Annotated in this window: 24 protein-coding genes; 20 read left to right on the top strand and 4 right to left on the bottom strand. The window is 70.6% G+C overall.

The features are described from left to right. The first annotated feature begins 95 nt into the window (after positions 1-95). The 9 genes from AB0637_RS18810 (at position 96) to AB0637_RS18770 (ending at position 8,610) form a co-directional block, all read left to right on the top strand. Complete coding sequence (locus tag AB0637_RS18810) at positions 96-1,526, top strand: glutamate decarboxylase (protein WP_366174208.1); 1,431 nt, start codon at positions 96-98, stop codon at positions 1,524-1,526. After that, a complete protein-coding gene (locus AB0637_RS18805; RefSeq protein WP_366174207.1) occupies positions 1,523-3,112 on the top strand; it encodes an amino acid permease in 1,590 nt (529 codons plus the stop codon). Before AB0637_RS18810 ends, AB0637_RS18805 begins: the two co-directional genes overlap by 4 nt. A 367-nt stretch (positions 3,113-3,479) precedes the next feature. Beyond that, positions 3,480-4,142, top strand: coding sequence for a BON domain-containing protein (locus tag AB0637_RS18800; RefSeq protein ID WP_366174206.1), 663 nt, complete (start codon positions 3,480-3,482; stop codon positions 4,140-4,142). After that, positions 4,142-4,723 (top strand): general stress protein, encoded by a 582-nt coding sequence (locus AB0637_RS18795; RefSeq protein WP_366174205.1) that lies wholly within the window; start codon positions 4,142-4,144, stop codon positions 4,721-4,723. The genes AB0637_RS18800 and AB0637_RS18795 overlap by 1 nt, the downstream gene beginning before the upstream one ends. A gap of 48 nt (positions 4,724-4,771) precedes the next feature. Beyond that, positions 4,772-5,839, top strand: coding sequence for a zinc-dependent alcohol dehydrogenase (locus AB0637_RS18790; RefSeq protein ID WP_366174204.1), 1,068 nt, complete (start codon positions 4,772-4,774; stop codon positions 5,837-5,839). Between the two features lie 49 nt (positions 5,840-5,888). Then, the gene (locus AB0637_RS18785; protein ID WP_366174203.1) at positions 5,889-6,587 is read left to right on the top strand and encodes a hypothetical protein; all 699 of its coding nucleotides are present in this window, start codon (positions 5,889-5,891) and stop codon (positions 6,585-6,587) included. An 88-nt stretch (positions 6,588-6,675) separates the two neighbouring features. Next, positions 6,676-7,917 (top strand): YbhN family protein, encoded by a 1,242-nt coding sequence (locus tag AB0637_RS18780; RefSeq protein ID WP_366174202.1) that lies wholly within the window; start codon positions 6,676-6,678, stop codon positions 7,915-7,917. Next, the gene (locus AB0637_RS18775) at positions 7,823-8,098 is read left to right on the top strand and encodes a pyridoxamine 5'-phosphate oxidase family protein (protein ID WP_366174200.1); all 276 of its coding nucleotides are present in this window, start codon (positions 7,823-7,825) and stop codon (positions 8,096-8,098) included. The genes AB0637_RS18780 and AB0637_RS18775 overlap by 95 nt, the downstream gene beginning before the upstream one ends. Before the next feature lie 74 nt (positions 8,099-8,172). Then, positions 8,173-8,610, top strand: coding sequence for a BON domain-containing protein (locus tag AB0637_RS18770; protein ID WP_366174198.1), 438 nt, complete (start codon positions 8,173-8,175; stop codon positions 8,608-8,610). A gap of 725 nt (positions 8,611-9,335) precedes the next feature. Here AB0637_RS18770 and AB0637_RS18765 read toward each other — a convergent pair. Next, complete coding sequence (locus AB0637_RS18765; RefSeq protein ID WP_366174196.1) at positions 9,336-9,731, bottom strand: DUF1003 domain-containing protein; 396 nt, start codon at positions 9,729-9,731, stop codon at positions 9,336-9,338. A gap of 125 nt (positions 9,732-9,856) precedes the next feature. Next, positions 9,857-10,831: a hypothetical protein gene (locus AB0637_RS18760; RefSeq protein WP_366174194.1), complete on the bottom strand. Its 975-nt coding sequence runs from the start codon at positions 10,829-10,831 to the stop codon at positions 9,857-9,859. Between the two features lie 393 nt (positions 10,832-11,224). On the opposite strand from AB0637_RS18760, the gene AB0637_RS18755 reads away from it, so the two are divergent. The 11 genes from AB0637_RS18755 (at position 11,225) to AB0637_RS18705 (ending at position 22,554) form a co-directional block, all read left to right on the top strand. Next, on the top strand, positions 11,225-12,118 hold the full coding sequence (locus AB0637_RS18755; protein WP_366174222.1) for an SPFH domain-containing protein: 894 nt from the start codon (positions 11,225-11,227) through the stop codon (positions 12,116-12,118). A 96-nt stretch (positions 12,119-12,214) separates the two neighbouring features. Then, the gene (locus AB0637_RS18750; RefSeq protein WP_366174192.1) at positions 12,215-13,186 is read left to right on the top strand and encodes a universal stress protein; all 972 of its coding nucleotides are present in this window, start codon (positions 12,215-12,217) and stop codon (positions 13,184-13,186) included. After that, positions 13,183-13,860: a response regulator transcription factor gene (locus tag AB0637_RS18745; RefSeq protein WP_366174190.1), complete on the top strand. Its 678-nt coding sequence runs from the start codon at positions 13,183-13,185 to the stop codon at positions 13,858-13,860. Before AB0637_RS18750 ends, AB0637_RS18745 begins: the two co-directional genes overlap by 4 nt. Continuing rightward, positions 13,826-15,040: a histidine kinase gene (locus AB0637_RS18740; protein ID WP_366174188.1), complete on the top strand. Its 1,215-nt coding sequence runs from the start codon at positions 13,826-13,828 to the stop codon at positions 15,038-15,040. The genes AB0637_RS18745 and AB0637_RS18740 overlap by 35 nt, the downstream gene beginning before the upstream one ends. Positions 15,041-15,175: 135 nt before the next feature. Then, positions 15,176-15,622: a pyridoxamine 5'-phosphate oxidase family protein gene (locus AB0637_RS18735; protein WP_366174186.1), complete on the top strand. Its 447-nt coding sequence runs from the start codon at positions 15,176-15,178 to the stop codon at positions 15,620-15,622. A 100-nt stretch (positions 15,623-15,722) separates the two neighbouring features. Then, positions 15,723-16,460, top strand: coding sequence for a GAF and ANTAR domain-containing protein (locus AB0637_RS18730; RefSeq protein ID WP_366174184.1), 738 nt, complete (start codon positions 15,723-15,725; stop codon positions 16,458-16,460). A 134-nt stretch (positions 16,461-16,594) separates the two neighbouring features. Next, positions 16,595-17,170, top strand: coding sequence for an ANTAR domain-containing protein (locus AB0637_RS18725; RefSeq protein ID WP_366174182.1), 576 nt, complete (start codon positions 16,595-16,597; stop codon positions 17,168-17,170). Between the two features lie 126 nt (positions 17,171-17,296). Next, entirely contained in the window at positions 17,297-18,211 is a 915-nt protein-coding gene (locus AB0637_RS18720; protein WP_366174180.1) for a universal stress protein, read from the top strand. Continuing rightward, positions 18,211-19,167: a universal stress protein gene (locus AB0637_RS18715; RefSeq protein ID WP_366174178.1), complete on the top strand. Its 957-nt coding sequence runs from the start codon at positions 18,211-18,213 to the stop codon at positions 19,165-19,167. The genes AB0637_RS18720 and AB0637_RS18715 overlap by 1 nt, the downstream gene beginning before the upstream one ends. 31 nt (positions 19,168-19,198) lie before the next feature. Then, entirely contained in the window at positions 19,199-21,370 is a 2,172-nt protein-coding gene (locus AB0637_RS18710; protein WP_366174177.1) for a glycogen debranching N-terminal domain-containing protein, read from the top strand. Between the two features lie 56 nt (positions 21,371-21,426). Then, positions 21,427-22,554, top strand: a complete 1,128-nt coding sequence (locus tag AB0637_RS18705) for a glycosyltransferase family 4 protein (protein ID WP_366174176.1) — start codon at positions 21,427-21,429, stop codon at positions 22,552-22,554. Between the two features lie 413 nt (positions 22,555-22,967). Here the strand turns inward: AB0637_RS18705 and AB0637_RS18700 are convergent, their stop codons facing one another. Together AB0637_RS18700 and AB0637_RS18695 are read right to left on the bottom strand one after the other, a co-directional pair. After that, positions 22,968-23,432, bottom strand: a complete 465-nt coding sequence (locus AB0637_RS18700; protein ID WP_366174174.1) for an ANTAR domain-containing protein — start codon at positions 23,430-23,432, stop codon at positions 22,968-22,970. A gap of 135 nt (positions 23,433-23,567) precedes the next feature. Then, positions 23,568-25,388: an EAL domain-containing protein gene (locus tag AB0637_RS18695; protein WP_366174172.1), complete on the bottom strand. Its 1,821-nt coding sequence runs from the start codon at positions 25,386-25,388 to the stop codon at positions 23,568-23,570. Positions 25,389-25,491: the final 103 nt, after the last annotated feature.

The following is a 25,491-nucleotide window of genomic DNA, read 5'->3' as shown; positions in this document are numbered from 1 at the left end:
GTCCTCCGTGGTCACCGACCACCAGCGGTGCGATCTCGGTCACCGGGGGACGTTCTCCTCTGGGGGCGGCGCCCCGGCCGGGCGACTCTTGGTCCATGACGAAGCCCGCAACGGCCGCGCTGGACGAATCGATGGACGATCTCTTCGCCACCGACTCCATGACTACCCGCGCACCCAAGACCCGCTTCCCGCAGGAAGAGCACGAGCCCCGGCAGATCTACCAGCTCGTCCGCGACGAGCTGATGCTCGACGGCGTGGCGCGGATGAACCTCGCCACGTTCTGCACGACCTGGGTCGAACCCGAGGTGCGCCAGCTCATGGCCGACTCCCTCGACAAGAACATCGTCGACAAGGACGAGTACCCGCAGACCGCCGAACTCGAGACGCGCTGCATCCACATGCTCGCCGACCTCTTCCACTCTCCCGAGGCGGCGACCACGCTCGGTACCTCGACGACGGGATCGAGCGAAGCGGCCATGCTCGGCGGTCTCGCGGCCAAGTGGCGCTGGAAGGCGCGAGGGATCGCCGAGGGCAGGTCGACCGCGTCGCCCAACATCGTCTGCGGCCCGGTACAGGTCTGCTGGGAGAAGTTCGCCCGCTACTTCGACGTCGAGATCCGCCAGGCGGCGATGGACGAGAACCACGTCCTCACCGTGCAACAGGTGCTCGACCGGTTCGACGAGAACACCATCGCAGTCGTCGTCACCTTCGGTCAGACGTTCACCGGGAAGTTCGAGGACGTGGCTGCGATCAGCGTGGCCCTCGACGACCTGGAGGCGCGTACGGGTCAGAGCATCGACATCCACGTCGACGCGGCCAGCGGCGGGTTCGTCGCCCCGTTCTGCGCACCCGACATCCTCTGGGACTTCCGGCTTCCGCGCGTCAAATCGATCAACGTCTCCGGCCACAAGACCGGCCTCGCGCCCCTGGGTAGCGGCTGGGTCATCTGGCGGACGACGAGCGACCTCCCCGAAGAGCTGATCTTCAACGTCAACTACCTCGGTGGCCAGATGCCGACCTTCAACCTCAACTTCTCCCGTCCCGGTGGGCAGGTCGTCGCCTCGTACTACAACTTCCTGCGCCTCGGGCGCGACGGCTACCGCAAGGTGCAGTCCGCCACCTACCTCGTCGCCCAGCACATCGCTGCAGGTCTGGACGCGACAGGCCGGTTCGACATCGTCTCCGACGGCGACCCCCGCAGAGGCATCCCCGCTGTGGCCTGGACCCTCCGCGACAGCGGCGACAGCGCCTGGAACCTCTTCGACCTCGCCGACGAACTTCGTGCTCGCGGCTGGCTGGTGCCCGCCTACACGCTCCCGGCCGACCAGCAGGAGACGATCCTGCAACGCGTCATCGTGCGCCACGGTCTGAGCCTCGACATGGCCGACCTCGTGCTGGCCGACCTCGAGAAGGCCGTCCGGAAGCTGGATCTCCGGCCACCGTCGCGTCCTCTCGCCTCCCATGAGGGCACGTCCTTCAACCACTCCGCCACGGCCGTCGTCGCGACCGAGAAGGTCGTCTCGTGAGTCCGCGATCCGACACCCGCCCGCCGGCGGCGTCCGCGGACGAGCAGCCCGGGCGCACCCCTTCGGCGAAGAGCATCGCCACCATGTCCGTTCCGACGGTGGGTTTCCTGACCGCCGCAGCCGTCGTGACGAGCCTCCGGGGGCTCCCGGTCATGGCCGCCGAGGAATGGACGATGTTCGTCTACATCGGCTTCGCCGTGATCCTGTTCCTCATCCCGGCGGCCCTCGTGTCCGCAGAACTCGGGAGTGCGTTCTCCAACCGCAGAGGAGGTGTCTACACCTGGATCGGTGAGGCCTTCGGTCAGCGGTGGGGCTTCGTCGGCGTCTGGCTCCAGTGGATCCAGAACGTCGTCTGGTACCCCACCGGGCTCGCCTTCGCCGCAGCTGCAGCCGCCTATGCGCTGAACGCCGCCGGGCTCGCCGAGACGCACGTCTACGTCGGCGTCTTCTGCATCGTCAGCTACTGGTTGGCCACGCTGCTGGCGCTGAAGGGCAACGCCCTCCTGGCCAAGGTCGCGAAGTACGGTTTCGTCGTCGGCACCATCGTGCCGGGTGCCGTCCTCGTCGTGTTGTTCGTCTACTGGGTCGCGACGGGTCACACCCTCGGCTGGAACACCACGACGAACAGTGCCGTGACCCACGTGGTCGACGGGTCGAGCGTGCCGCGCATCCTGCCGGCCCTCGCCGGGTTCGGCTCCCTCGCGTTCCTCGGCAACATCATGCTGCTGTTCGCCGGTGTCGAGGCGCAGGCCGTGCACGTCGGCGACATGAAGAACCCGAAGCGTGGCTTCCCGGCCGCCATGCTGATCGCGTCGCTCGTCTCCGTCGCCGTCTTCCTGCTCGGCTCCATCGCCGTCGCCGGTCTCGTCCCCTACGAGGACATCGTCCTGCAGACCGGTGTCTTCGACGCCCTCGGCGTCGTCCTGGTCGGACTCTGGCACGCCAACTGGATCGTCCAGATCCTGTCCGTCTTGGTCTGCTACGGAGCGCTCAGTGGCGCACTGGCCTGGATCTCCGCACCGAGCAGGGCTCTGCTGGCGACAGCTCACGACGGTCTCCTCCCTCCACTGATGCAGAAGACCAACGAGCAGGGTGTCCCTCGCAACATCCTGCTGATCCAAGCGGTCATCGTCACCGCCGTCTCCTCGATCTACCTGGTCACCAGCGACGTCAGCGCGGCGTTCTTCCTCATCTCGACGGTCACGATCAGCCTGTACATCGTCATGTACCTCTTCATGTACGCGGCGGCGATCAGACTCCGCTACACCCAGCCCCACCTTCCCCGGGCGTTCCGGATTCCTGGTGGCACGGTCGGCATGTGGCTCGTCGCCGGCGTCGGCTTCCTGGCCGTCGCGTTCTCCCTCCTGGTCGCGTTCTTCCCGCCCACCCAGCTCCCGGTGGGCAACCCGGTCGGCTACGTGTCGCTGGTCGCAGCCGGCCTGATCCTCTTCGTCGGCGCGGCTCTGCTCGTCTTCCGCGTCCGCAAGCCCTCGTGGAAGGAGGCGCCGCTGGGACACGAGCGTCATGAGGTGAGTTTCACCGGGCCCGCTGCGCCGTCCGCTCCCACCGATGAGAAGACCTCGTGACCGGCGCCGCCACCGGCCGACGGAGGACCGCAGGCGGAGTTTTCCAGCGAGAACGGGACGCGGTGTGGTCAAGACGTGAAACGGCAGGATCCGCAGCGGGCCGTTCAGTTCTCGGCTCGAGGTGGCTGGCCTCGCCGGTGATGCCCCGCCGCAACGAAGACGACCGCGGATGGCTGCGACAGCCTCGCCGTTTCGACGTGAGGGTGTGCATCTGGTTCGTGGGACGACCACCCGTGAGCCTCGGTGTCGTGCAGCAGGAGTTCTCGACGCCGACTGCCGCGCCCGTGCCACGACGTCCGTCACCGCCTCGTCCTGACGGGACCTCCTGCCCTGTCGGGCTGACCTGTCGGCACCCAGGATCACGGGTATGACGAACCTCCGGACCACGACGGACAGCAAGCTCAAGGACGCCGTCGTCGAGGAACTCAGCTGGGTTCCCGACGTCGACAGCACGAAGATCGGAGTCGCGGTCTCGGACGGGACCGTGACCCTGCTCGGAGAGGTGACCAGCTACTCCGAGAAGGTCCGAGCGGCCAAGGCGGTGATGAGGGTCCACGGGGTGCGCGCCGTCGCCCAGGAGATCACCGTGAAGAGCCCCTGGACGTTGACGGACGCTGACATCGCCGCGAAGGCACAGTCGGCCCTCGCGGCGTCCGGCAACGTCCCGGAGACCGTGCACGTCGTCGTGGACAACCGGGTCCTTACCCTCAGCGGCGAGACCCGGTGGCAGTTCCAGCGCCTGGCCGCGGAGCACGCGGTGGAACACCTGCGCGGTGTCCACGGTGTCCGCAACACGACGACCATCAAGACCGGTCCGGCGCCCGCCGACATGGCGAACCGCATCCACGCCGCCTTCCTCCGCTCCGCCGATCTCGACAGCAAGGCGATCAACCTCACCACCGACGCGGAGGGAACGGTCACTCTGCGGGGTTTCGTGCACTCCGCCGCCGAACATCGCACCGCAGCACACGCCTGCTGGGCTGCCCCCGGGGTGACCGCCGTGCACGACGAACTCGTCGTCAGGCTCTGATGCAGTCGAAGCGGCAGAACGTCGTCAGGAACCCGACGACGAGGAACCGCGACTCCGGCGGTGGGCTCCGCAGCATCGCGGAGACCGTCGAGGCCCACGAACAGGTGACCGCCGTGCGCAGTGCCCTCGTCCAGCCGTACCTCCCCTTCGGTCTCGAGCAGGCCTCGCTGGGCGCTCACACCACCTACGCCGAGGCACGGACCCTGGTCGACGAGCTGGCCCGGCAGGACTTCGAGGTGGAGCGGACCCAGATCGTCGGAACCGACCTCCGGATGGTGGAACAGATCACCGGTCGGATGGACTGGCCGCGCGCCGTCGCCTCCGGGGCGATCTCCGGGGCGTGGTTCGGCCTCTTCGTCGGGGTGCTCCTCGTCTTCCTGAGCGGGGAGGACGTGCTGCGCTCGATGCTGTTCGGCGTCGCCTGGGGCGTGGTGTTCGGCATCGTCCTCTCCTGCGTCCGCTACGGGATGACCCGTGGCCGACGAGACTTCCGCTCCCGCAGCACGATCGAACCCACGAGGTTCGAGGTACTGGTCGAGCGCGCCTACCTGGCGCGCGCGCTGGACGTCCTCGCGCGCTGAGAAGCACCCCCAGCCACACCCCGGTTCCACCGCAGAGAGGTCGACTCCGTGAAAGCAGCAGTCATCACCGCGTTCGGGCAGCAGCTCGAGATCGTCCAGCGCCCCATCCCCCGGCCGGGACCGCACCAGGTCCTCGTCCGGCTGGAGACGTGCGGGCTGTGTCACACCGACATCCACGCCGCACAGGGGGACTGGCCCGTCCAGCCGGTGCTGCCGGTGATCCCGGGCCACGAGGGCATCGGCATCGTGGAGGAGCTGGGTGACCAGGTCGGCGACCGCACGGTCGGTGAACGGGTCGCCATCGCCTGGCTCGGTTCTGCCTGCGGCCGGTGCCGGTACTGCGTGGACGGTCGGGAGACCCTCTGCCCGGCGCAGCAGAACAGCGGCTACTCCGTGGACGGTGCCTTCACCGAGTACGCCGTGGCGAACTCGGGCTACGTCGTCCCCGTCCCCGACGGGATCAGTTCCTTCGACGCCGCGCCGCTCAGCTGCGCCGGCCTGACGGCCTACAAGGCGCTGAAGGTGGCCGGCGTCGTCCCCACCGAGAACGTCGGGGTCTTCGGGATCGGTGGCCTCGGCCACCTCGCCGTCCAGTACGCCCAGATCCTGGGGGGCACCGTCTTCGCCGTCGACGTCGAGGAGGTCAAGCTCGACCTCGCGCAGGAACTCGGCGCCCGGCACGTCGTCAACGCGGCGGTCGTGGACCCGGTCGCGGCGATCACCGCGCTCGGGGGGCTCGACGTGGCCGTCGTCCTCGCCGCCTCACCCCGGGTCTTCGAGCAGGCCTTCGCCTCCCTCCGCCCCGGGGGTCGGCTGGTGTGCGTCGCGCTTCCGGGGAAGGAGACGATGGCCATCCCGATCTTCGAGACCGTCCTCAAGGGCATCACCGTGGTGGGGTCCATCGTCGGCACGCGGCAGGACCTCAGCGAGGTCTTCGCCCTGCACGCGGCCGGGAGGACGAGGGTGATGGCGCAGAGCCGCCGCTTGGAGGACCTCGACGCGGCCATGGCCGACGTGCTGTCCGGTCGAGTTCCCGCCCGGCTGGTCGTGGAGTTCGAGGGGGCGGCGTGGCCGGTCCCGCGAGCCCACACCGTCGTCGCCGACGTCACCTCCTGAGGCGACGGTGGACGGCGACGGTACGACTCCGAACCCCGTGGTCCGGGTCATGTCGCCCGTGGTCGTGGTGGTCCGCGACACGGCCCGCGACCTGACCGCGGTCCTCTGGGCGGCGCGCTACGCGGAGGCCACGACCGACCGGCTGCACGTCCTGCTCCTCGAGCCCCCCGGGGAACCAACGGTCGCCGGGCTCGGGCAGGGCCGCGTCGACATGACGGAGCTGCAGGCCGCGGTGGGGGAGAAGAACCCCTCGGTCCGGCTCACCTGGGACCTCACCTGGCGTTCCCCGGCCCGCGGCGAGTTCGGCGTGCCGGGATCCGACGGTCTCCTGGTGTCCGGCCGGTGGAGCGATGGCCGGCCCTTCCGGGCCCCCTCCGCCGGGTGCACCGTCGTCGTCGTCCCTGAGCGCCTCCGCGGGGGTGCCGCCGGCGTGGTCGCGGTGCTCGATCCCGACGTCGACAGCGACCACGTCGTCGCCGCAGCCCGGGAGTTCGCCAGGGTCCGGGAGACCACCCTGCTGGTCGTGACCCCGTCCGAGGCGACGAGGGCGTCCCGGCACGCCGAACTCCTCGTCGTCGGGGAGGGGCGGCTCGACTTCCCCGGCGTCGCGTTCTCCGCGCTGTCCTGGATGATGCGGCGGACGGTCGCGGTCGTCCCCTCCGAGGTCGGCGTGCGCGGTCCGCACCCACCGCAGCGCGCGGCGGCCCGCGCCGTCACACCGTTCGTCCCCGCCCCGATCGGTCCGTGACCCCGACGGGGGAGGTGCCCGGGGGAACCGGTGCTCTCCACCCACCCCCGGCCTGGTCCGGGCGCCGGCTGGGCACCCACCAGCCTGGTTGCGCGTCACCGTTCCCGCCGTCGTGGCCGCCGTCCTGCTGTGGCGGGTGGTGGTGCCCCAGTACTCCGCGGCCGTGGACGCCCTGCGCTCCCTGGAGAGCGTGTCGTTGGTCCTCGTGGGGTCGGCGGTCGCTCTGGAGATGGCGTCCCTGCTGGCGAACACCCTCGTGACGGCAACCGTCCTCGGCCGGCGCGGCCCGCGCTACGCGACGCTGCTGCGGATCGATCTGACCAACCTCGGGGCCAGCCACGTCACCCCCGGGGGAGCTGTGGTGGCCGCGGCCGTCCGCTACCGGTTGCTGGTCCGCGCGGGAGTTCCCCAGCAGGAGGCACTCACCGCCGCGGCCATTCAGGCCACGGGGTCGAACGTGGTGCTCGGGGCAGTCTTCGCCGTGGGACTCGTCCTCTCCCTCGCCGCCGTCGGGGGGAACGCGTTGTACGGCTCCGCCGTCGGGGGCGTCGTCGTCCTGGTGATGACGAGTTCCGCGGCCGTCTGGCTCGTCGCCGGCCACATCGACCGCGCTGTGGCCATCGTCAGGGCGGTCGTCGATCGCGTGGGACTCGTCGACGCGCGGGTCGCCGAGTCCTTCCTCCGCACGATCGCCGCCCGCCTCGCTGAGTTCTCCTCCGACCCCCGGCGTGCGGTGACCGCGATCTCCTGGGCCGTGCTGAACTGGTTGTTCGACGCCGCCGCCCTCTGGGTGGTCCTCTGCGCCTTCGGGTTCCGGCTGGGGCTCCCCGGCCTGCTGACCGTCTACGGCTTGGGAGGGGTCCTGGCGTTGGTGCCGGTGACCCCTGGTGGACTCGGCATCGTGGAGAGCGTCATGGTCCCGGCGTTCGGCGCCCTGGGCGTTCCGCTGGACACCGCCCTGCTGGGCGTCGTCGGCTGGCGGTTGCTCGAGTTCTGGATCCCGATCCCGGTGGCCCTGCTCGCCTGGTCCTCGCTCCGGCTCGGCACGTTGCGGCACACCCGAGCGGGGACGACCGGGGCCTCCGCCCCTGGTGAGCACCCGCGGAGGCAGCAACACTTCCACCATGGAGGAGAACTCGAGCACGGCCAGGCGTGTACTGGGTTCTGGTGTGGACCACCTCGACGAGAGCGAGTGCTGGAGGTACTTGAGGGTCGCGTCCTTCGGGCGTCCCGCGGTGGTGGACGACGACGGGAGGGTCGACATCTTCCCGGTCAACCACGCGGTCGACCACGCGGACGTCCACGACAGTCTGGTGCTCCGGACGGCTGACGGGGCGGAACTCCGAGCCTCCACGTCCGGACGCGACATCGCCTACGAGGTCGACGGCGTCACGGGGTCGCGGTCGTGGCCCCGGACGGCGTGGAGCGTCGTGCTGCGGGGACGAGCCGAGACGATCACGGACCTGGCCGGGTTGTCGGCTCTCCGCCCCGTGGCCGTCGCTCCGTGGTAGGGCGGGTCGAAGACGAACGTCGTCCGGCTGAGCGGCTCCGTCTCCGGCCGGCGGTTCGCGGTCACCGACTCGGGGTGGTGGTCGAAGCGTCCTGCCGGTTCTTCCGGATCAGGGGACTTCCTCCTCTGACGGGGTGGAGTCGCCGCGCAGACCATGTCGGTATGACGAGGCACGGGGACACCACCGACGGGAAACTCAAAGCGTCCGTGGTCCGGGAGTTCGTCCGGGCTCCCGATGTCGACTCCACCGTCCTCGGCGTGACCGTCGTCGACGGGGTGGCGCCGATCTTGGGGGAGGTCGGGAGCCACGCGGAGAAGGTGGCGGCCACGGAGGCCGTGCTCCGGGTCGAGGGGGTGCGAGCCCTCGCCCAGGAGGTCCAGATCAGGACGGCGTGGTCCCAGGTCACCGACACCGACATCGCCCGTGACGCGGAATCCGCGCTGGAACAGGACGAGGACCTCCCGGACACGATCGACCTCGTCGTCGACCACAGGGTGGTGACGCTGCACTGAACGGTTCGTGCGGCGTTCGAACGTGCTGTCGCAGAGCGCACGGTCTTCCGCGTGCGGGGTGTCCAGGGAGTCATCGACCGGACCGTGCTGGACCGGGCTGCCACTCAGGACGGGCCGCTCGACCTGGTCCAGCCGCACGTGCGACCCCTGTCCGCGTGAGGGCGGGTGTCGATCCTCGAGGTTGACGCGCGGGGTTCCCGGGCGTAGCGGCAACACGCTGGGTCACAGCCAGTTCGGAACGGGATCGCCGCTCACGCCGCCCCCCCGGGAGCACGCCGCTCACGGCCGGAGACCTCGGTGGGTCTCCTCCCGTCTGGACCGCTCATGTCTGTTCTGCTCTCGTTCTTCGTGCCACTCTCCTTCCTCGCGCTGACGCTGCTCCTCGCTGGAGCGACCCTGGTCGCTGCCCGACGCGACGACCTCGACCGGCAGCGTTCGCGACGAGTTGACCGGCTGCTCGTCCTCGTCCGTCGCGCCGCGGCCGTCGACGGCGCTCCAGGTGGACAGGGGCGGGTCCCGCGCCCGGCCGGTTCTGCCCTGAGCCTCCTCGTCGGAGGCCGGTCGGAGGGGGCCGGTGCACCCCACCACGACACCGTGTCGGGACGACGGGACACGGCCGGCCGGGACGGGGCCGAAAGAGGTTGTGGGTCTCCGTCTGGTTCGCGACAGGCGTCCTGGAGGACCGGCAGGTCTGTGAACGCAACTCCCGACCACCCTGTCCGGGATCAGGCGGTCGCGGACACGTCCTCGGCTCCCGGGACGGATGCCTCGGCCCTGACCGGATCACCGAGCAGGTCGGCGATCCGGTCCAGGAGGTAGTGCTGCTGAGCGACGTCGTGGACGTCCCCCAGCAGTTCAGCCAGCGCGCGCAGGGAGAGGACGTTGACCTCGAAGTCGTGTTCCGCCTTGACCCGGTCACGTTCAGCGGTCCGGTTCTGACTCAGCAGGATCAACGGCGCCGCGTAGGCGGCCTGGGTCGAGAACAACAGGTTCAGGAGGATGAACGGGTAGGGGTCGAACTCGTGGTCGACCACCCAGCGTCCTGCAGCCCAGCCGTTGTACCCCAGCCAGAGGACGATCAGGAGGGTCTGGGCCACGATGAAGAACCACGACCCGAACACGGCGGTCACCTTGTCCGCGACCCGTGCCGACAGCGGTTGGTCGTCGTGGCGCACCTGGTTCGCGGGTGAGCGGTGGCGCTGGGGCAGGTGGAGTCGCGTGGGACGGGACCGGTCCCGGGACGTCGTCATCTCGCCGGTTCCACGGGAACGTCCTCGCGGAGGAACGACGCACGGGGACGGTGGGACCGCGACCAGGCCTCCACCCGCGGCAGGTCGACCGGGTCGAGGGTGGGGGGACCGGTGAGGTCACACCGGTCGTCGTGGTCGCGGCCGACGTGCGAAGAACCCCAGCCCGCAGGCGTTCGCAGCACGATGACGGGCCCCCGGACCCCCGGGGTGGTGCGTCCCTGAGCACGGGACGCCGTCGCCGATCCGTCCCGGAGGGCGGAGGTCTGGGCGAGAACACGTTCCAACGCCGCAGTGATCTCCATGTGGGGGGATTCCGTCGTGCCCAGGTCCAGGACCAGCGGCTCCCGGCCGTGGGCCCTGACCATCGAGCAGACGGCCTCGTCGCTGCGGGCTTCGTCGCTGTGCCGGGGCAGGTCGAGCACGGTCACCACTACCCCGTTCCGCCGGGCGTCGAGCGGGAGACCTCCGACCCACCCCGCCGCTGACGGGCAGGCCGAGGGCGGGACGTCACTGACGACGTGGACCACGAGCCGTGCGGGCGTCCGGTCCACCGCGTCGTAGCACCGCAGGACCGCGTACCCGAGATCCCCCGGTTCGGGCACGGTCGATCCACGTCGCCGCAGTGCCACGGACCGTCGAGAACGCTCATCGAGGTGCCTCGCCCACGCGCGGAGCTTCGCAGACGCGCCGGCGGGGTCCACCGGTGGCCACACCGGTGGGAACTCCGCTGCGACGTCCCCCATGACGTCGCCGGCGTGGTCGGCCACGACGAGCGGGGCGCACCCCGCCGCCAGGACGAGGTGCTCGACGTGGGCACGGACCAGGTTCTGCAGGGAGGAACGGCCCCACCGTTCCCGTGGTGGCGGGAGCAGATCCGTGGGGTGCAGCGGCCGCGCGAGCAGGTGGTCCTCCCGCAGCCGCAGCAGGGCCAGGGTCAGGTGGTCCAGGGTGAGCCAGCGCTCGGACACCACGTCGCGCGGCGTCCGCGACGCGGACGCCGCGGCCTCCCGCGTGGAAGGTGCTGATCGACTCAGACCGGGTGGCGTGACCACGAACGGACCTCCGAGGTCTGCGATCAGGATCTGATCGGCGTGGGTGGGACGGCGACTCGCCGACCCAGCTGGGTCCCCGTGGCGTCACGAAATATCACCACCGTAGGACGTCACGAGGCCCGTGGCCCGGGGCGAACGTCCCGTCGCGACGACGGGGTCGTGACCCCGCTTGTCCTCGGGCAGGCGGGAGCGTACGGTCATCGGGCTGGGAAACAGCTGGTCCGGAACGGAAACGCTGCCACTCGCCGCCTTCCGTGAGCAGTTCGCTCGCGCCGGACACCCCGGGTACCTCCACGTGAGGAACCGCTCGTGATCCCCCTCTTCGTCGGTCTCGCTGTTCTGCTCCTCCTCCTCGCCGCCCTCTCGCTGCGGATCGTCCAGCAGTTCGAACGAGGCGTCCCCTTCCGCCTGGGCCGGGTCGTCGGGGTCCGCTCCGCCGGCCTGCACGTGATCGTGCCGGTCGTCGACGTCCTGCGACGGGTGAGCCTGCGGATCGTGACCATGCCGATCCAGTCGCAGGGGATCATCACCCGCGACAACGTCAGCGTCGACGTGTCGGCCGTCACCTACTACCGGATCGTGGACGCCGAGAAGTCCGTCGTGGCCATCGAGGACGTGCGCGCGGCGATCAACCAGATCGCCCAGACCACGCTGCGCAAGGTGGTGGGCCAGCACACGCTGGACGAGACCCTCTCCGAGACCGACCGCATCAACGTCGACATCCGCGAGATCCTCGACGTCCAGACCGTCGAGTGGGGCGTCGCCGTCACCCTGGTGGAACTGAAGGACATCCAGCTCCCCGACAGCGTGAAACGCGCGATGGCCCGCCAGGCCGAGGCGGAACGCGAGAAGCGCGCGAAGATCATCGCCGCGGAGGGGGAATCCCTGGCGGCGCAGGCGCTGGGAGAGGCCTCCGACATCATGGTGCGCCACCCGCTGGCCCTGCAGCTGCGCAACCTGCAGAGCCTGGTCGAACTCGGGGTCGACAAGAACACGACGGTGGTCTTCCCGGCGCCGCTGATGAGCACGATCGCCGAACTGGGGGCGTTCCTGGCCCGTGAGCATGACGCGTCCGAACTCCACGCGCCGCCCGCGGCGACACCCGTGACGGGTGAGTCGGCGACGCCGGCGACGACGGCGACTCCCCGTCCGGTCTCCGTGGACGTCTCGGTACCGAACGGATCCGTACCCGCACCCGTCGCCTGAGGCGGCTCGACTCCTCGGACCGCCACCGGTGGCCGACCCCGAACTCCTCCCGCGTCTTGGTTCGACGGAGCGCGGGACGCTTCAGAAGGGAACGACATGAACCGCATCGTCGTAGGACTCGCCGAGCAGGCGACGTCGGCCGCCGCCGTCCAGTGGGCCGGTGCGCAGGCGCAGAGGTCAGGGAGTTCCCTGGAGATCCTCCGCGCCCTGCAGTACCCGAGCACCACCGCAGCAGGAATGGGCGCCTGGTACCCCGACGACCTGATGGGCGAGCTCGACGCCCTCGCGCTCACCGAGCTCGAGGAGGCCCGGGCCTCGGTTTCGGCCACGTTCCCGGACCTCGAGGTCGACACCCGGCTCGTGCACACCCACCCGCGTCTCGCCCTGACCAGAGCGTCCGAGACCGCGCGGATGGTCGTCACCGGGGCCCGGCGCCGACGGACGTTGGCCGGCGCGCTCCTGGGCTCCACCAGCATGCACGTCGCTGCCCACTCCCGCTGTCCCACGGCGGTCATCCACGCCGAACCCGTGCCGGGCGCCCGAGGTGTCGTCGTCGGCTACGACGGGTCTCCAGCGGCCGACGAGGCCGTGACCGTGGCGGCCGAGCAGGCGAGCGCGGTCGGGGAGGAACTCCTCGTCGTCCACGCGTGGTTCCTCGAAGGCGTCGTCCCCGTCGGGTTCGAGCCCACCCGATACGTCGCCCGCTCGACGCGGCAGGAAGCCGATCAGCGCCACCGTCTCGATCAGGTGGCCCGGGCCGTGGCGGGTCTCCACCCGGGACTGGTGGTGCGTGCCGACCTGCTGGTCGACGGGTTCGCCTCCGACGGCCTCGTGACGGCGGCCCTCACCGCCCGCCTCCTCGTCGTGGGGAGCCGTGGTCACGGTGCCTTCGCCTCGATGCTCCTCGGATCCACCAGCAGCAACGTCCTCCAGCACACCCTGACCCCCGTCATCGTCGTTCCCGACCGCGTCCGCGTGGCCGGGGCGACTCCGCTCGAGGCGGACGACGAGGGAGACGGCAAGGCGGTCCGGCCCCCGGTGGGTGCTTCCGGTGGCGGCACCCAGTGACCGCCGTCCCCGGGGTCCTGCTGGTCGACGACCACGCTGTGGTCCGGGCCGGTCTGCGGGCGATCCTCGAGGCCTCGGGTCGGGCGCGAGTCGTGGGGGAGGCGGGGTCGGTCGCCGAGGCGTTGGAAGCGCTGACGAGACTGCAACCGGACGTGGCCGTCGTCGACGGTCGGCTGCCCGACGGCTCGGGGGTCGAGGCGGCGCGTCAGGCCCGGGCCATCTCACCTCGGACGCGGATCCTGATGCTCACCTCCTTCGACGACGACGACGCCTTCCTCGCCGCCGTCCTCGCCGGTGCCGTCGGGTACCTGCGCAAGGAGGCCCGCACGCTGGACCTCACGGCGGCGGTCCTCTTCGCGGCCTCGGGCGGCTCCACCATCGATCGCGCCCAGGTCGAGCGGGTCAAGCTGCGGTTGGACGATCCGCTCGGTGGGGACGAACGGTTCGGCGCGCTCACCACCCAGGAACGTCGCGTGCTGGGACACATCGCCGACGGGCTCAGCAACCGCGACATCGCCGGCGCCATGAACCTCGCGGAGAAGACCGTCAAGAACTACGTCTCCAGCGTGTTCGACAAGCTGCACCTGCGCAGTCGCACCCAGGCGGCACTGATGGTCTCGCCCGGAGGAGGACGACGTGATGAGCACCAGGCCGACCTCGGTCACGACCGCTGACGTGGCGGTGGCGGAGAACCCCGTGCTGGTCCCGATCGGTCCACCGGAACTCGGGATCGGCTCGGGCGCTGCGACTTCCGTCACCCGCCGGACCGGGTGGTCGGTAGCCGCAGCTGACGCCGCCGACGTGCTGCTCGGAGACCGGACGGACGTGCGGGCGGGTCTGGACGACGTGCTCGAAACCCTGGGTGTCCTCGAGCGGGCCGATGTCCTCGTCCTCTTCGCCGACGACGGGACGGGGTTGGTGGAAATCAGCTCCGTGGCGGGTCCCGACCTCCCCCGCGGGACGCGGGAGGCGACGATCGTCCCCGCGGGCGAAGCGCTGGAGGGGCTGGTGGGCCCGAACGTCGTGGCGCCGCAGGTCCTGGGCTGGGAGGTGGCGCGGGCCGCGGTGGTGCTCCCCGAGGTGGACCAGCGACCGGGGGTGGTGCTGGCGGTGGGGTGGCTGCGCGACCCCGGATGGCGGGGACGCCTCGACCGTCGCAGCACCGTGATGTTCCTCGATCACGTGGGCACGGCGCACCGGCTGGCCGGCCGGTTCCGCACCCGGGTCGAGCACGCGGTGGCGCAGGACAGGCTGCGGATCGCCAGGGACCTCCACGACCACGTGATCCAGCGGCTGTTCGCCGTGGGGATGTCGCTGCAGGCAGCGACGGTGGCCCCGGGCGCCGGGGACGCGGTGGACCGGGCGGTCGACAGCCTCGACGCCACGATCAGGGACCTTCGGCGCGTCACCTTCTCGTTGCAGGAGCGGCAGACCGACCCGGACGGTCGCGCCGATCTCGATTCTCTCCTCGGCGATGCGGGCGCCGCGCTGGGTTTCAGCCCGAGCTTGGTCGTCCAGGGCCGGCTGGGCACCCTGTCGGACGTGCTCCGTCGCGAGACGACGGCCGTCGTGCGGGAGTCGCTGTCCAACGTCGCCCGACACGCACGGGCGCGCCAGGCGTCGGTGGACATCTCCATCGTCGACGGTGTCAGCCTGGCCGTCACGATCACCGATGACGGGGCCGGTGTGCCCGACTCCTCCCTGGGCGCGTCGTCCGGGATCGCGAACGTGCGGGAACGGGCTCGCGTCCTGGGGGGCTGGGCATCCGTCCGCGGCGGCACCCGGGGAGGTACCGAGGTCCGTTGGTTCGTGCCGCTGCCGCGCATCCGCCCGGGTCCGGCCGGACCCCCGTGAACCCGGGACCCGCGAGCCTCCGACCGACCCCTCGGTCGCACTTGACTCCGGAACTGCCAGAACCACCAGGCGGCCTCGGCGCGCGGGGACGTTCTTCCCTACCGCTGCCACACCGGGGCAGGGCAGCCTTGCCGGATGCGCGTGGTGGGGGAGATCGGAGCGGTCGAGGGCCGACGACTGTTGGGTTCGGCGGGGGTGGGACGTGCTCTGCACACGTCCCGGGCGATGCCGGCGGTCACGGTCCTGGACTACGAGGTCTCCGACGGTGTCCTGAACTTCGTCGCAGACGCCGGAGGGGAGGTGGCGGGGGCCGTTCGCGACCACGTCATCGCCTTCCACGTCGAGCAGATCGACCCGTCGGGTGAGAACGGCTGGAGCGTCACCGTCCTCGGAACCGCCTACCTCATCGAGGAGCCCGGCCCGGTGGGAGTGCGGGGGCACCTCGGCCTGCACAGTGGTGAGGTCCGCGAGCAGCTGTTCGGTCTCTCGTTGGAACACGTGAGTGGGCAGCGGCTGCGGCGGAGGACGCCGGCCGAGCGGGCGGCCGCGCCGGATGGTCCGGTAGGGCCCGTGACGGCCTGACGCGGTTCCGCTCAGCGCCGACCGCCGTCGGCGTCAAGTGTAGGGTCCGCCGCAGGATCGCAGCGCGGTCGCTCGTCACTTCTGGAGGATCGAGGCGCGGATGGCCGAGGACGATCTCAACGACAGTCTGATCAGCCTGTCCAGGTTGCTGACCGGACATCAACCGCTCCGGGACACGCTGACCCGCATCGCGGAGTTCGCGGTCCACGCCATCCCGGGGGCGGACGGGGCCGGGTTGACGATGCTGGAGGCGGACCGGCCCCAGACGGTGGTGGCGACCGCGGACTTCGTCCAGCAGGTCGACGACGTGCAGTACGGCATCGGCGAGGGGCCCTGCCTGATGGCCGTCGCCACCGGCCGGACCCAGGTGGCGGGTTCCCTGGGTGGTGAGGAGAGGTGGCCCCGGTTCGGGCCGCGGGTAGGTCGCCTGGGTGTCCACAGCGCCCTGTCCTTGCCGTTGCTGCTGGGGGACCAGGTGCTGGGCGCGATGAACGTCTACGCGCACGAGAAGAACGCCTTCGGCCCCGAGGCAGTACGGGTCGGGGAGGCGTATTCCGGCCCAGCGGCCGTCTCCGTCCACAACGCCCAGATCCTGGCCACGTCGCAGCGGCTCGCGGAGCAGTTGCAGCAAGCGTTGAGCACCCGCGCGGTCATCGACCAGGCGATGGGGGTGATGCGTTCCCGGACGGGTTGCTCCGCCGCCGAAGCACGCGACCGGTTGATGGAAATCAGCCGCAAGCAGGGCCTGAAGGTGTCACTCGTCGCCCAGAACCTGATCGACGGGGCCGTCCGCAGCGCGAGGGCCCGGTCGGTGAGGAGCACCCAGGAAGCCCCGTGAGGCGCCCCGCGGCCGCAGGTGACCGGTAGCCGCGTCCGTCCCGTCCGACAACTCGACCGTCCCTGACGCAGGAGCGGACGAGGACCGCTGCAGGTGCACGTGGGGAGAGCCTTCTGAGAACCACAACAGCTCTCGTGCGCCACCTCACAGCGCTCGACGCCGGGAATGCCTCCTCCGCGGCGGAACTGCCGGCCGCTCTCGAGGAACTACTCCATGCCGTCGTCGCCCTCGTTCCCTCGTGCGACCGGTTGTCCTTCGTCCTGCAGCGTCCCGGTGGTCCCCTCGTGGTGGACGTGGCGGAACCGGTCGTCGACACGACCGCCGGACGGGAGAGTGCGGCGTCCGTGGCCATCCCCCTCGAGAACACGACCGGCGACCAGTTGATCTTCCGTGCTCGCGTCGCCGGGGCCTTCGCCCTCTTCGTAGAAGAGCTGCGCGAGGTGCTCGGTCCTGCGGCCGCCGTCGTCCTCGACGGAGACCTCGATCCGCGGTCGGGTCGCTCGGGCGGGCTGCGGAGCTTCTCCGACGTGCAGCTCGTCGACCAGGCGGTGGGTGCCCTGCTGGACGGGGGCCTCGAACCCCTGGAGGCGATGGAGGAACTGCAGCGGCGTGCTGCCGACGAGGGGATACCGCTCGTCGAGGCGGCCCGCCGCCTCTTCGACGACCTGCCCCGCGGTTCTCCACCGCCACCCTCGACGGACGGCTCCTGATCGCGGTTCGATCCCGACTCCGGGGTGGCGGCGCGCCGCACGGTAGGACGTTCTGCTCTGACGTGCGTACGTCGCGGCGGACAGCATGGCGTCCGAGCACACTCATCGACGGTGACCGGAGTTGACGTGAACGCCACACCCCGCGCGGTAGTCGTGGGCATCGACGGGACACCGACGTCGGGCCGTGCCCTCGCCTGGGCCTGCGAGGAGGCGGACCGGTCCGGGCGCCCCCTCCACCTCCTCAACGTGCACCGCATCGACGCACTGCACGACACGTTCGACGGCATCTCCGATGACCTTGACGAGGACGTCGTGCAGGGGGCGGCCGAAGACGCCGTCGCGGCAGCGGTCGCGGGCGTCCGTCGTGCGGTGCCGAACGTCCACGTGACGGGTTCCGCCGTCACGGGGTCTGCGGCCGGCGTCCTGGTGCGCTGCTCGGCGGGGGCCGCACTGGTGGTGCTCGGGTCGCACGGTCGCGGTGCACTCGCCGGGATGCTCCTGGGGTCGGTCTCCACGCAGGTCGCCACCCACGCGCGGTGCCCCGTCGTGGTGCTCCGGGAGAACTTTTCTCCGGAGCGGAGCCGAGGCCCCGCGGCCGCAGAGCGGACCCCGCACGTCGTGGTCGGCATCGACGGTCCGGGACCGACGACCGAGACGGTCCTCGCGTTCGCGTTCGAGCAGGCGGATCGACGGGGTGCGTTCCTCGAGGTGATCGCCACGTGGCAGTTCCACCACGACAGGCTCGCCTCGGTGCGGAAGGACCACGACCTCGTCGAACGTCGGCTCGTCGCCGAGAGCGAACGGTTCCTGGACAGGACCGTCACGCCCTGGTCGGAGAAGTTCCCCGACGTCCACGTCCGTCGGTACGCGAGCGAGGGGGAGCCGGTGACCGTCCTCGTTCGGCGTGGGCTCGACGCAGACCTCCTCGTCGTGGGGAGCCGCGGTCACGGCGGATTCGTGGACCTCCTGCTCGGCTCCGTCAGTCACGGAGTTCTCCAGCGCGCACAGTGCCCGGTCGCGGTCGTCCGCGTGCAGCCGTGATGACGACTCGAGCTCAGGACGAGCTCGTCGAGACCGGACCCGATCCGGTGTCGAGGGACGATCACCGCCCTCGGATCGTGGTGGCTATCGACGGTGGAGCCTCGAGTCAGGAGGCGGTGACGTGGGCGGGTGCCGAAGCGACCCGGCGGCGGGTGGAGATCGACCTCTTCCGTGCGTTGCGACCCACCGGACGCCGGACTGTTCTCCCACGACGTCCTGCAGGAGGCCGAACGCAGCGCACGAGAATGGTTGACCCGCAGTCGACGACGCTTGCACCGAACCGACCCCAGCGTCCAGGTGAGGTCGTGGCTGGTTCGAGGTCGTGTCGTGGACGTCCTGGCGAGGCGTCCGAGGTGGCCCTGCTCGTCGTGGTCGGTGCACGTCGGGACGAGTTGCGGGGACGGGAGATCGGCCCGTTCTTCGACTCCACCAGTCTGCAGGTGGCCGCCCGGTCGGCGTGCCCCGTCGTCGTCGCCCCGGGGCCGGAACCGTCCGGCGCCTCCGGGGTGGTGGTGGGGTGGGACGGGACGGTCGCCGGGGACGCGGTTCTGAACCCCGCCGCCGGTGCGGCGGCGTCCCGTCGGGGCGGGTCGTTGGTCGTCCAGGTGGTGCCACCCGGAGCCCCGGGCGGTGGACCCGGGACGAGCGGAGCCCGTTCCCGGCGGCGTCATCCGTGCGGAGCGGAGCCGGAGCTGTCGTCGTCGTCCGTTCGACGGATCGCAGGCGAGCATCCCGGCCTCGCGGCGGACCGGCGGGTGGTCGGAGCGGCCTCCGTGCCCGAAGGCCTCGTGCGGGAGGCGCAGGGGGGAGAACTTCTTGTGCTGGGCATCAGGGGGCGAGGTGCCCTCGCCTCCCTGCTGCCGGGTTTCACCAGCAGGAACACGCTGCGGCGCAGCACGATCCCCACTGTCATCGTCCAGCCGGAGGGCCCTCGCCCAGGGGTGGAGGGGTCCTGACCCAGTGCACCGCCCCGACACCACCTCGACGATGCGCCGTGACACCGACTCCAGGGAGACCGTCATCACCACCCCACCGTCCGTCCCGCAGGAACTCGGCCCGACCTCGATCGACCAGGAACCGCCGGCGATCGAACCGGGATCCCTCACGCTCGTGGAGGGAGCGACGTTCGCCGTGAGCGATAGCCTGGGTGACATCGACGCTCGACGCGCTCACGGGCTCTTCTACCGGGACACCCGACTGCTCTCGCGGTGGGAGTTGCGCGTGGACGGTCACCGTCCGGAGGTGCTGGCCGTCCACCAGGCCGAACCGTTCCGGGCCGAGATCCTCGCCCGCGTCGTCGGGGCGGGGGGCGCCAGTCAGCTGCTGGTCCGACGCCGCCGCTACGTCAGTGACGGGATGCGGGAGGACGTGCAGGTCCGCAACCTGTCCCGCGCGGCGATCTGCGTCACCGTGGACCTCTTCATCGCCGCCGACTTCGCCGACATCTTCGACGTCAAGGACCGCCGCCGGCCCCCGGAGCGCCGGTTGACCGTGCACGCGCAGGGTGGGGCGCTCTCCCTGGGTCTGGCGGACCACCGCCGCGGCGTGCAGATCCGCGCGGAGGGTGGCGAGGCCACGGTGGACGGCCTGCGTTTCGAGGTGGAGCTCGCGGGCGGTGCCCGGTGGGAGGCGCACGTCCTGGTGCGACCCAGTGTCGACGGCCACGACGTCACCCCGCCGTTCCCGGTGGACCGACCGCTCGAGCAGGCCGTTCCGCTCCTGCGCTTGCAGGAGTGGCGTGCCCGGGCCCCGGTGATGACCAGTGCGGACCCGATGGTCCAGCGCACGCTCCACCGGAGCCTGGACGACCTCGGGGGTCTGCGGATCAGCGACCCGGTGGATCCCGGCGCGGAGGTCATCGCGGCCGGGGCGCCCTGGTTCATGGCGTTGTTCGGTCGCGACTCCCTCCTGACCTCGTACATGGTGCTCCCGCTCGACGCCGGCCTGGCGTTGGGGACCCTGCGTGCCCTCGCCAGGGCGCAGGGCACGATTTCCAACCCCGACACCGAGGAGGAACCGGGCAGGATCCTGCACGAGACGAGGATGGGAGTGGACTTCCCCCTGGCTCGTGGTGGGGCTTCCACGTACTACGGCACGGCGGACGCCACGCCCCTGTTCGTGACCGTGCTGGGCGAACTCTCACGACAGGGGGAGTTCCCGGAAGCCGTGGCGGAGCTGCTCCCCCACGCAGACCGGGCGCTGGAGTGGATCCTGGCGTCGGGGGATCGAGACGGTGACGGGTTCGTGGAGTACCAGCGCGCGACCGCCACGGGGTTGCTCAACCAGGGCTGGAAGGACTCCTTCGATGGCATCAACCACGCGGACGGGCGCATGGCCGAAGGACCGATCGCGTTGTGCGAGGTGCAGGGTTACGTCTACGCCGCCTACCTGGCGCGCGGACGACTGGCCCGGGCCGCCGGTGAGCCGGTGGGAGCGACCCTCTGGGACGAACGGGCGGAGAAGCTCAAGACCGCCTTCGACGAGGCCTTCTGGATGCCGCAGCGCGGTTGGTACGCCGTCGCTCTGGACGGCGAGAAGTCCGTCGTCGACGCCCTGACCTCCAACGTGGGGCACTGCCTCTGGTCGGGCATCGTGCAGCAGGACCGGGCAGCGGAGCTGGTCGGACACCTGATGTCGCCCGAGATGTTCACCGGGTGGGGAGTTCGGACGCTCGCCACCTCGATGGGTGCCTACAACCCCATCAGTTACCACAACGGCTCGGTGTGGCCCCACGACAACGCCCTGCTGGTGGCCGGCCTGATGCGCTACGGGTTCGTCGAGGAGGCTCAGCGCGTGGCGTGTGCGCTGTTCGACGCGGCCGAAGCGTTCGGCGGCAGGCTTCCCGAGTTGTTCTGCGGTTTCGACCGCGGGGAGTACCCCGTGCCACTGCCCTACCCCACCTCCTGCTCCCCACAGGCCTGGGCGGCGGCGACACCGGTGCAGCTCATCAGTTCGCTGCTGCGCACCCAGCTTGAACCGCGTGCCGGCGGTCCCCTCGACTGGAGGCCCGCCTGGCCACGGACCCTGGGACGACTCTCGATCGAACACCTGAAACTGGGCGGTCAGGACACGGACCTCCTCATCGACGACGGCCGCGCGACGCTGACGAGCGGCGACACCATCCTGTCCGCCATCAACGAGATCGGTGACACCGCATGAGCACTCGAACGTCGAGGTCCACCCCGGGACCGGTAGCGCAACGGGACGGACTGCACGTGGTGCAGATCGCCACCCCGTGGTTCGAGGTCCCACCTGCTGGTTACGGGGGCATCGAGGCCGTGGTGGCGGGTGTCGTCGATGCGCTCGTGGACCGCGGCCACCGAGTCACCCTCATCGGTGCGGGGCGCCACGGCACGAAGGGGGACTTCCTGGCGACCACCCTGCACCCGCAGGGCCCACGGGTCGGCCAGGCGAACCCTGAGGTTCTGCACGCTGCTCGGGCGGGACACCTGCTGGCGGGTCTGGGGGCCGACATCGTCCACGACCACAGCACAGCGGGTCCGCTGCAGGCGGCCCAGCGGAGCGCACCCACCGTGGTGACGGCGCACGGCCCGGTGACGGGGGAGATCGGCGACTACTACGGGGCGATCGGGAACCAGACGCACCTGGTGGCCATCTCCGCGGCGCAGCAGCACCAGGCGCCGACCTTGCCCTGGGTGGGACTGGTGCACAACGCCGTCGACACCGGCGCCTACCCGTGGCGGAACCTGAAGGAGGACTTCGCCTTGTTCCTCGGCCGGTTCTCGCCCGAGAAGGGCGTTCACCTCGCCATCGATGCGGCAGAGCGTGCGGGCGTCCGGCTGGTGCTCGCCGGGGCGGCGCACCCCGCGGAGAAGGAGTACTTCGACCGCCAGATCGGGCCTCGGCTGTCTTCCCGGGTCGTGTGGGTCGGGGAAGTCGGAGGAGCTGAGAAACGGGACCTCCTGGCCCGGGCGAGCTGTCTGCTCTTCCCGGTCGAGTGGGAAGAACCGTTCGGGATGGTGCTCATCGAAGCCATGGCCTCCGGCACGCCCGTCGTCGCGCTGCGCAGAGGATCGGTACCCGAGGTGGTCGAGGACGGAGTCACGGGCTTCGTCCGCGACGACCTCGATGGGCTCGTCGCCGGACTGCGTGAGATCCAGAGGCTCGACCCTTCGATCGTGCGGGCGCGGACCGTGCTCCGCTTCGACGTGAAGGCGATGGCGGCAGGGTACGAAGCGGTTTACCGTCGGGTACTCGTCGATGCAGGACGAACAGAAGTCGTCGATCTGCGGAAGACGTCTTCGGCTCGAGGGTCCAGCTACGTGAAGCGGTTGCTGACCCCTGCTCGCCTCGCCGATGATGCGGTTCCCTGGCAAGTGTGAAGAAGAACTCGAGGGTCGGTGGGACCGGAAACGACGTCGGTCCGGACGGGCGCTGGAGGTCGGAAGGCAGCACCTCCACGACGTTGCGGGGGCGGCTGATCTCGTGGTGTGAGAGGGGGGTTGACACGGTGTGGATCTCCTGGAGTAGGGCATCAGCTGCTCCACGCGCCGGGATGCAGGGCACTCACGAGTGGCGCCTCGGGCTGTTCGCAGGGTGGGGCGGGTCAGCGAGTTCCATGATGAAGCGGATCCGAGCTGCGCCGGCACAACTCTGGTCAGGTTCACGGGCTGGGCAGCGGGTCACGGTAGGCGTCGATCTGCTAGGCAGGTCGTCAGCTCATGCAGCTCCTCAGGAACTTCCCGGGGGGCAGCATGGACACGATCCCCTCTCGGAAGTTTTCGATCGGAGGTCCTCACGTCGAATCCGGGTCTGGACTCTGGCCGGTGGGGAGCTCCCTGGCGCGGCTGCCTGCGGCATGGTTTCCCCCGGGCACGGCTGTCTGGGGTAGCAGGCGGGCGATGCTGGTGGCCAGAGCAGCATCGGTGGTGCCCCGCCGTCCGCGGTAGACGTCGAACATGACCTGCGCCACCCGGCGGGCCTTGACGTTGAGGTGTTGGGAGATGCGGCTGAGCAGGTTCCACGCCTGGTCAGGGTCCAGGCCGTAGCGCTGGGCCAGGACACCGGTGGTGAAGCCGAGACGCTGGCGGCTCTCCAGAGCCTGGCTCAGAGTCGCCGTCTCCCGCTCCAGCGCCCTGAGCTGATTGCCCAACGACTCGACGTCGACGATCGTGGCGTCGGGTGGCTCCGGTGCCGGTGCCGGTGCCGGTGCCGGTGCCGGTGCCGGCTCCGGTGCGGGCGGGAAGTCGCTCTGAGGCATGGCCGTCCTTTCCGTGCTGCCCGCCGAGTCGGGCGAGGTCGCCGAGGGTTCGAGCCGTTGCTCCCACCGTGGGGCGGGACTGCCGAGAACGCGCCGCCGACGCTGCGGCGCTGACCACCAGCGACCGCCGAGGTCTCACGGAGCGGCCCGTGCCTTCAGGAGAGCGCTGATCGCGTCAGCGGGTTGTGGGCGGGCGAGGTAGTAGCCCTGCAGCAGATCCACTCCGGCCCGGGCCAGGTGGCGCCGCTGCCCTTCGGTCTCGACCCCTTCGCCGATGACCCGCACGCGCAGTCCTTTGGCCACCACGAGGACGGCGTCGACCAACGCCCGGGAACGCGGGTCCTCGGGGAGTGCGGTGACGAAGCTGCGGTCGATCTTGGCGTAGTCCACCGGTAGCCCGACCAGTCGGGACAGGGAGGAGTAGCCGGTGCCGAAGTCGTCGACGGCCAGCGGGTGCCCTGCGGTGGAGTACACATCGAGTGCGGGGAGCAGCAGGGGGTCGGTGAAGGCGTCCTCGAGGACCTCCAGGCCGACGTCGCTCGGGTGCAGGCCGTGGGCGGCCAGGCTCGCGGCGAGCACACCCGAGGTGGTGGGGTCGATGAGGTCGCGGGGGTGCAGGTTGCAGAACACCCGGTCGGGGGCAGCAGGCCCCAGCGCGGTACGCCACGCGGCCAGCTGGGCGCAGGCTGCCTCCAGGACCCAGCGACTGATGCCGGGTAGGGCGCTGCTGTTCTCGGCACGGTCGATGAAGTCGACGGCTTCCAACAGGCCGTAGTCGGGGTGCTGCCAGCGCAGCAGCGCTTCGACGACCTCGACGCGGCCGGTGACGGCGTTGAAGATCGGTTGGTAGTGCAGGCGCAGTTGGTCACGTTCGACGGCGTGGGGGAGGTCACGTTCGAGGCGTCGACCGAAACCGTGGACGTCGCCGAAGACGTGGTCGCGGATGACGACCCGGCTGCGTCCGGCGTCCTTCGCCGCGTACATCGCGGTGTCCGCGTCGTGCAGCAGGGTGTCCGCGTCGGGGGCGTCGCGTGCGGTGGTGACGCCGATGCTGGCGGAGACGAGCAGGTCCAGACCGTCCACGCGCACCGGCTGCGCCAAGGCCTCGCGCAGCCGGGAGGTGATCAGGGACAGGGTCAGGTGCAGTTGGGCGGGGTCGTCAGGCAGGTTCTCGCACAGCAGGACGAACTCGTCGCCGGCCAGACGTCCCAGGGTGTCACCCGAGCGCAGGGTGGTGGCCATGCGGGCGGTGACCTCGACCAGGACCCGGTCCCCGGCGCCGTGACCGAAGGTGTCGTTGATGCCTTTGAAGCGGTCGAAGTCGATGAACATGACCGCGACCGTGGAGTGGCGGCGCCGGGCGGTGAGCAGGGCGTGTTCGATGCGGTCGTAGAGCAGGCCACGGTTGGGCAAGCCGGTGAGCTGGTCGTGCATCGAGCGGTGTTCCAGCTCGCGTCGGGACTCCTTCGCCTCGTCCCGGTCGTGGGCCATGACCAGGTAGGAGACGGAGACGTCAGCCAGCAGCGCCGCGAGGTCGAGGGTGGCGCCATCCCAGGGGCCGGCCTGGCGGCGGTAGAGGTCCAGGCTGCCCCAGGACTTCCCCCGGCTGCGCAGCGGTAGCGCGACCACCGCCAGCATCTCCGCTCGCAGTGCCGAGCCGGTGTACTCGCTCCACCGCCCCCGCTGTTCGCGCAGGTCGCTGATGACCACCGGCAACCCTGAGTCCATCGCGTCACGGCAGGGTCCCTGCTGAAGGGCTTCCTGCAGCCTCTCCGGTTCCTCGGTTCCGGTGGTGGCGTGCACGAAGCGACCGCGAGAGGAGGCGCCGTTCTCACCACCGAGGCCCATGACCCCGACGCTGTCCACCTGCAGGCAGGCACCTGCGCTCTCGCACAGCTCGCGCAGCATCGTGTCGGCGGCGAAGTCACCGGTCGAGGCCCGGGACAACCGGGCCACCGCGTGGACCAGCGCGATGGGTCCGGGCCTGTCTCCTTCGAGGTCTTCGTCCTCAGAGGCCTGGCGATCGGATCTGTCGTCGTCGGTCATGGCGTCCCGTCCG

Origin of the sequence: Kineococcus sp. NPDC059986, assembly GCF_040702905.1 — a bacterium.
GTDB lineage: Bacteria > Actinomycetota > Actinomycetes > Actinomycetales > Kineococcaceae > Kineococcus.
This window is presented reverse-complemented; position numbering and strand designations above follow the sequence as displayed.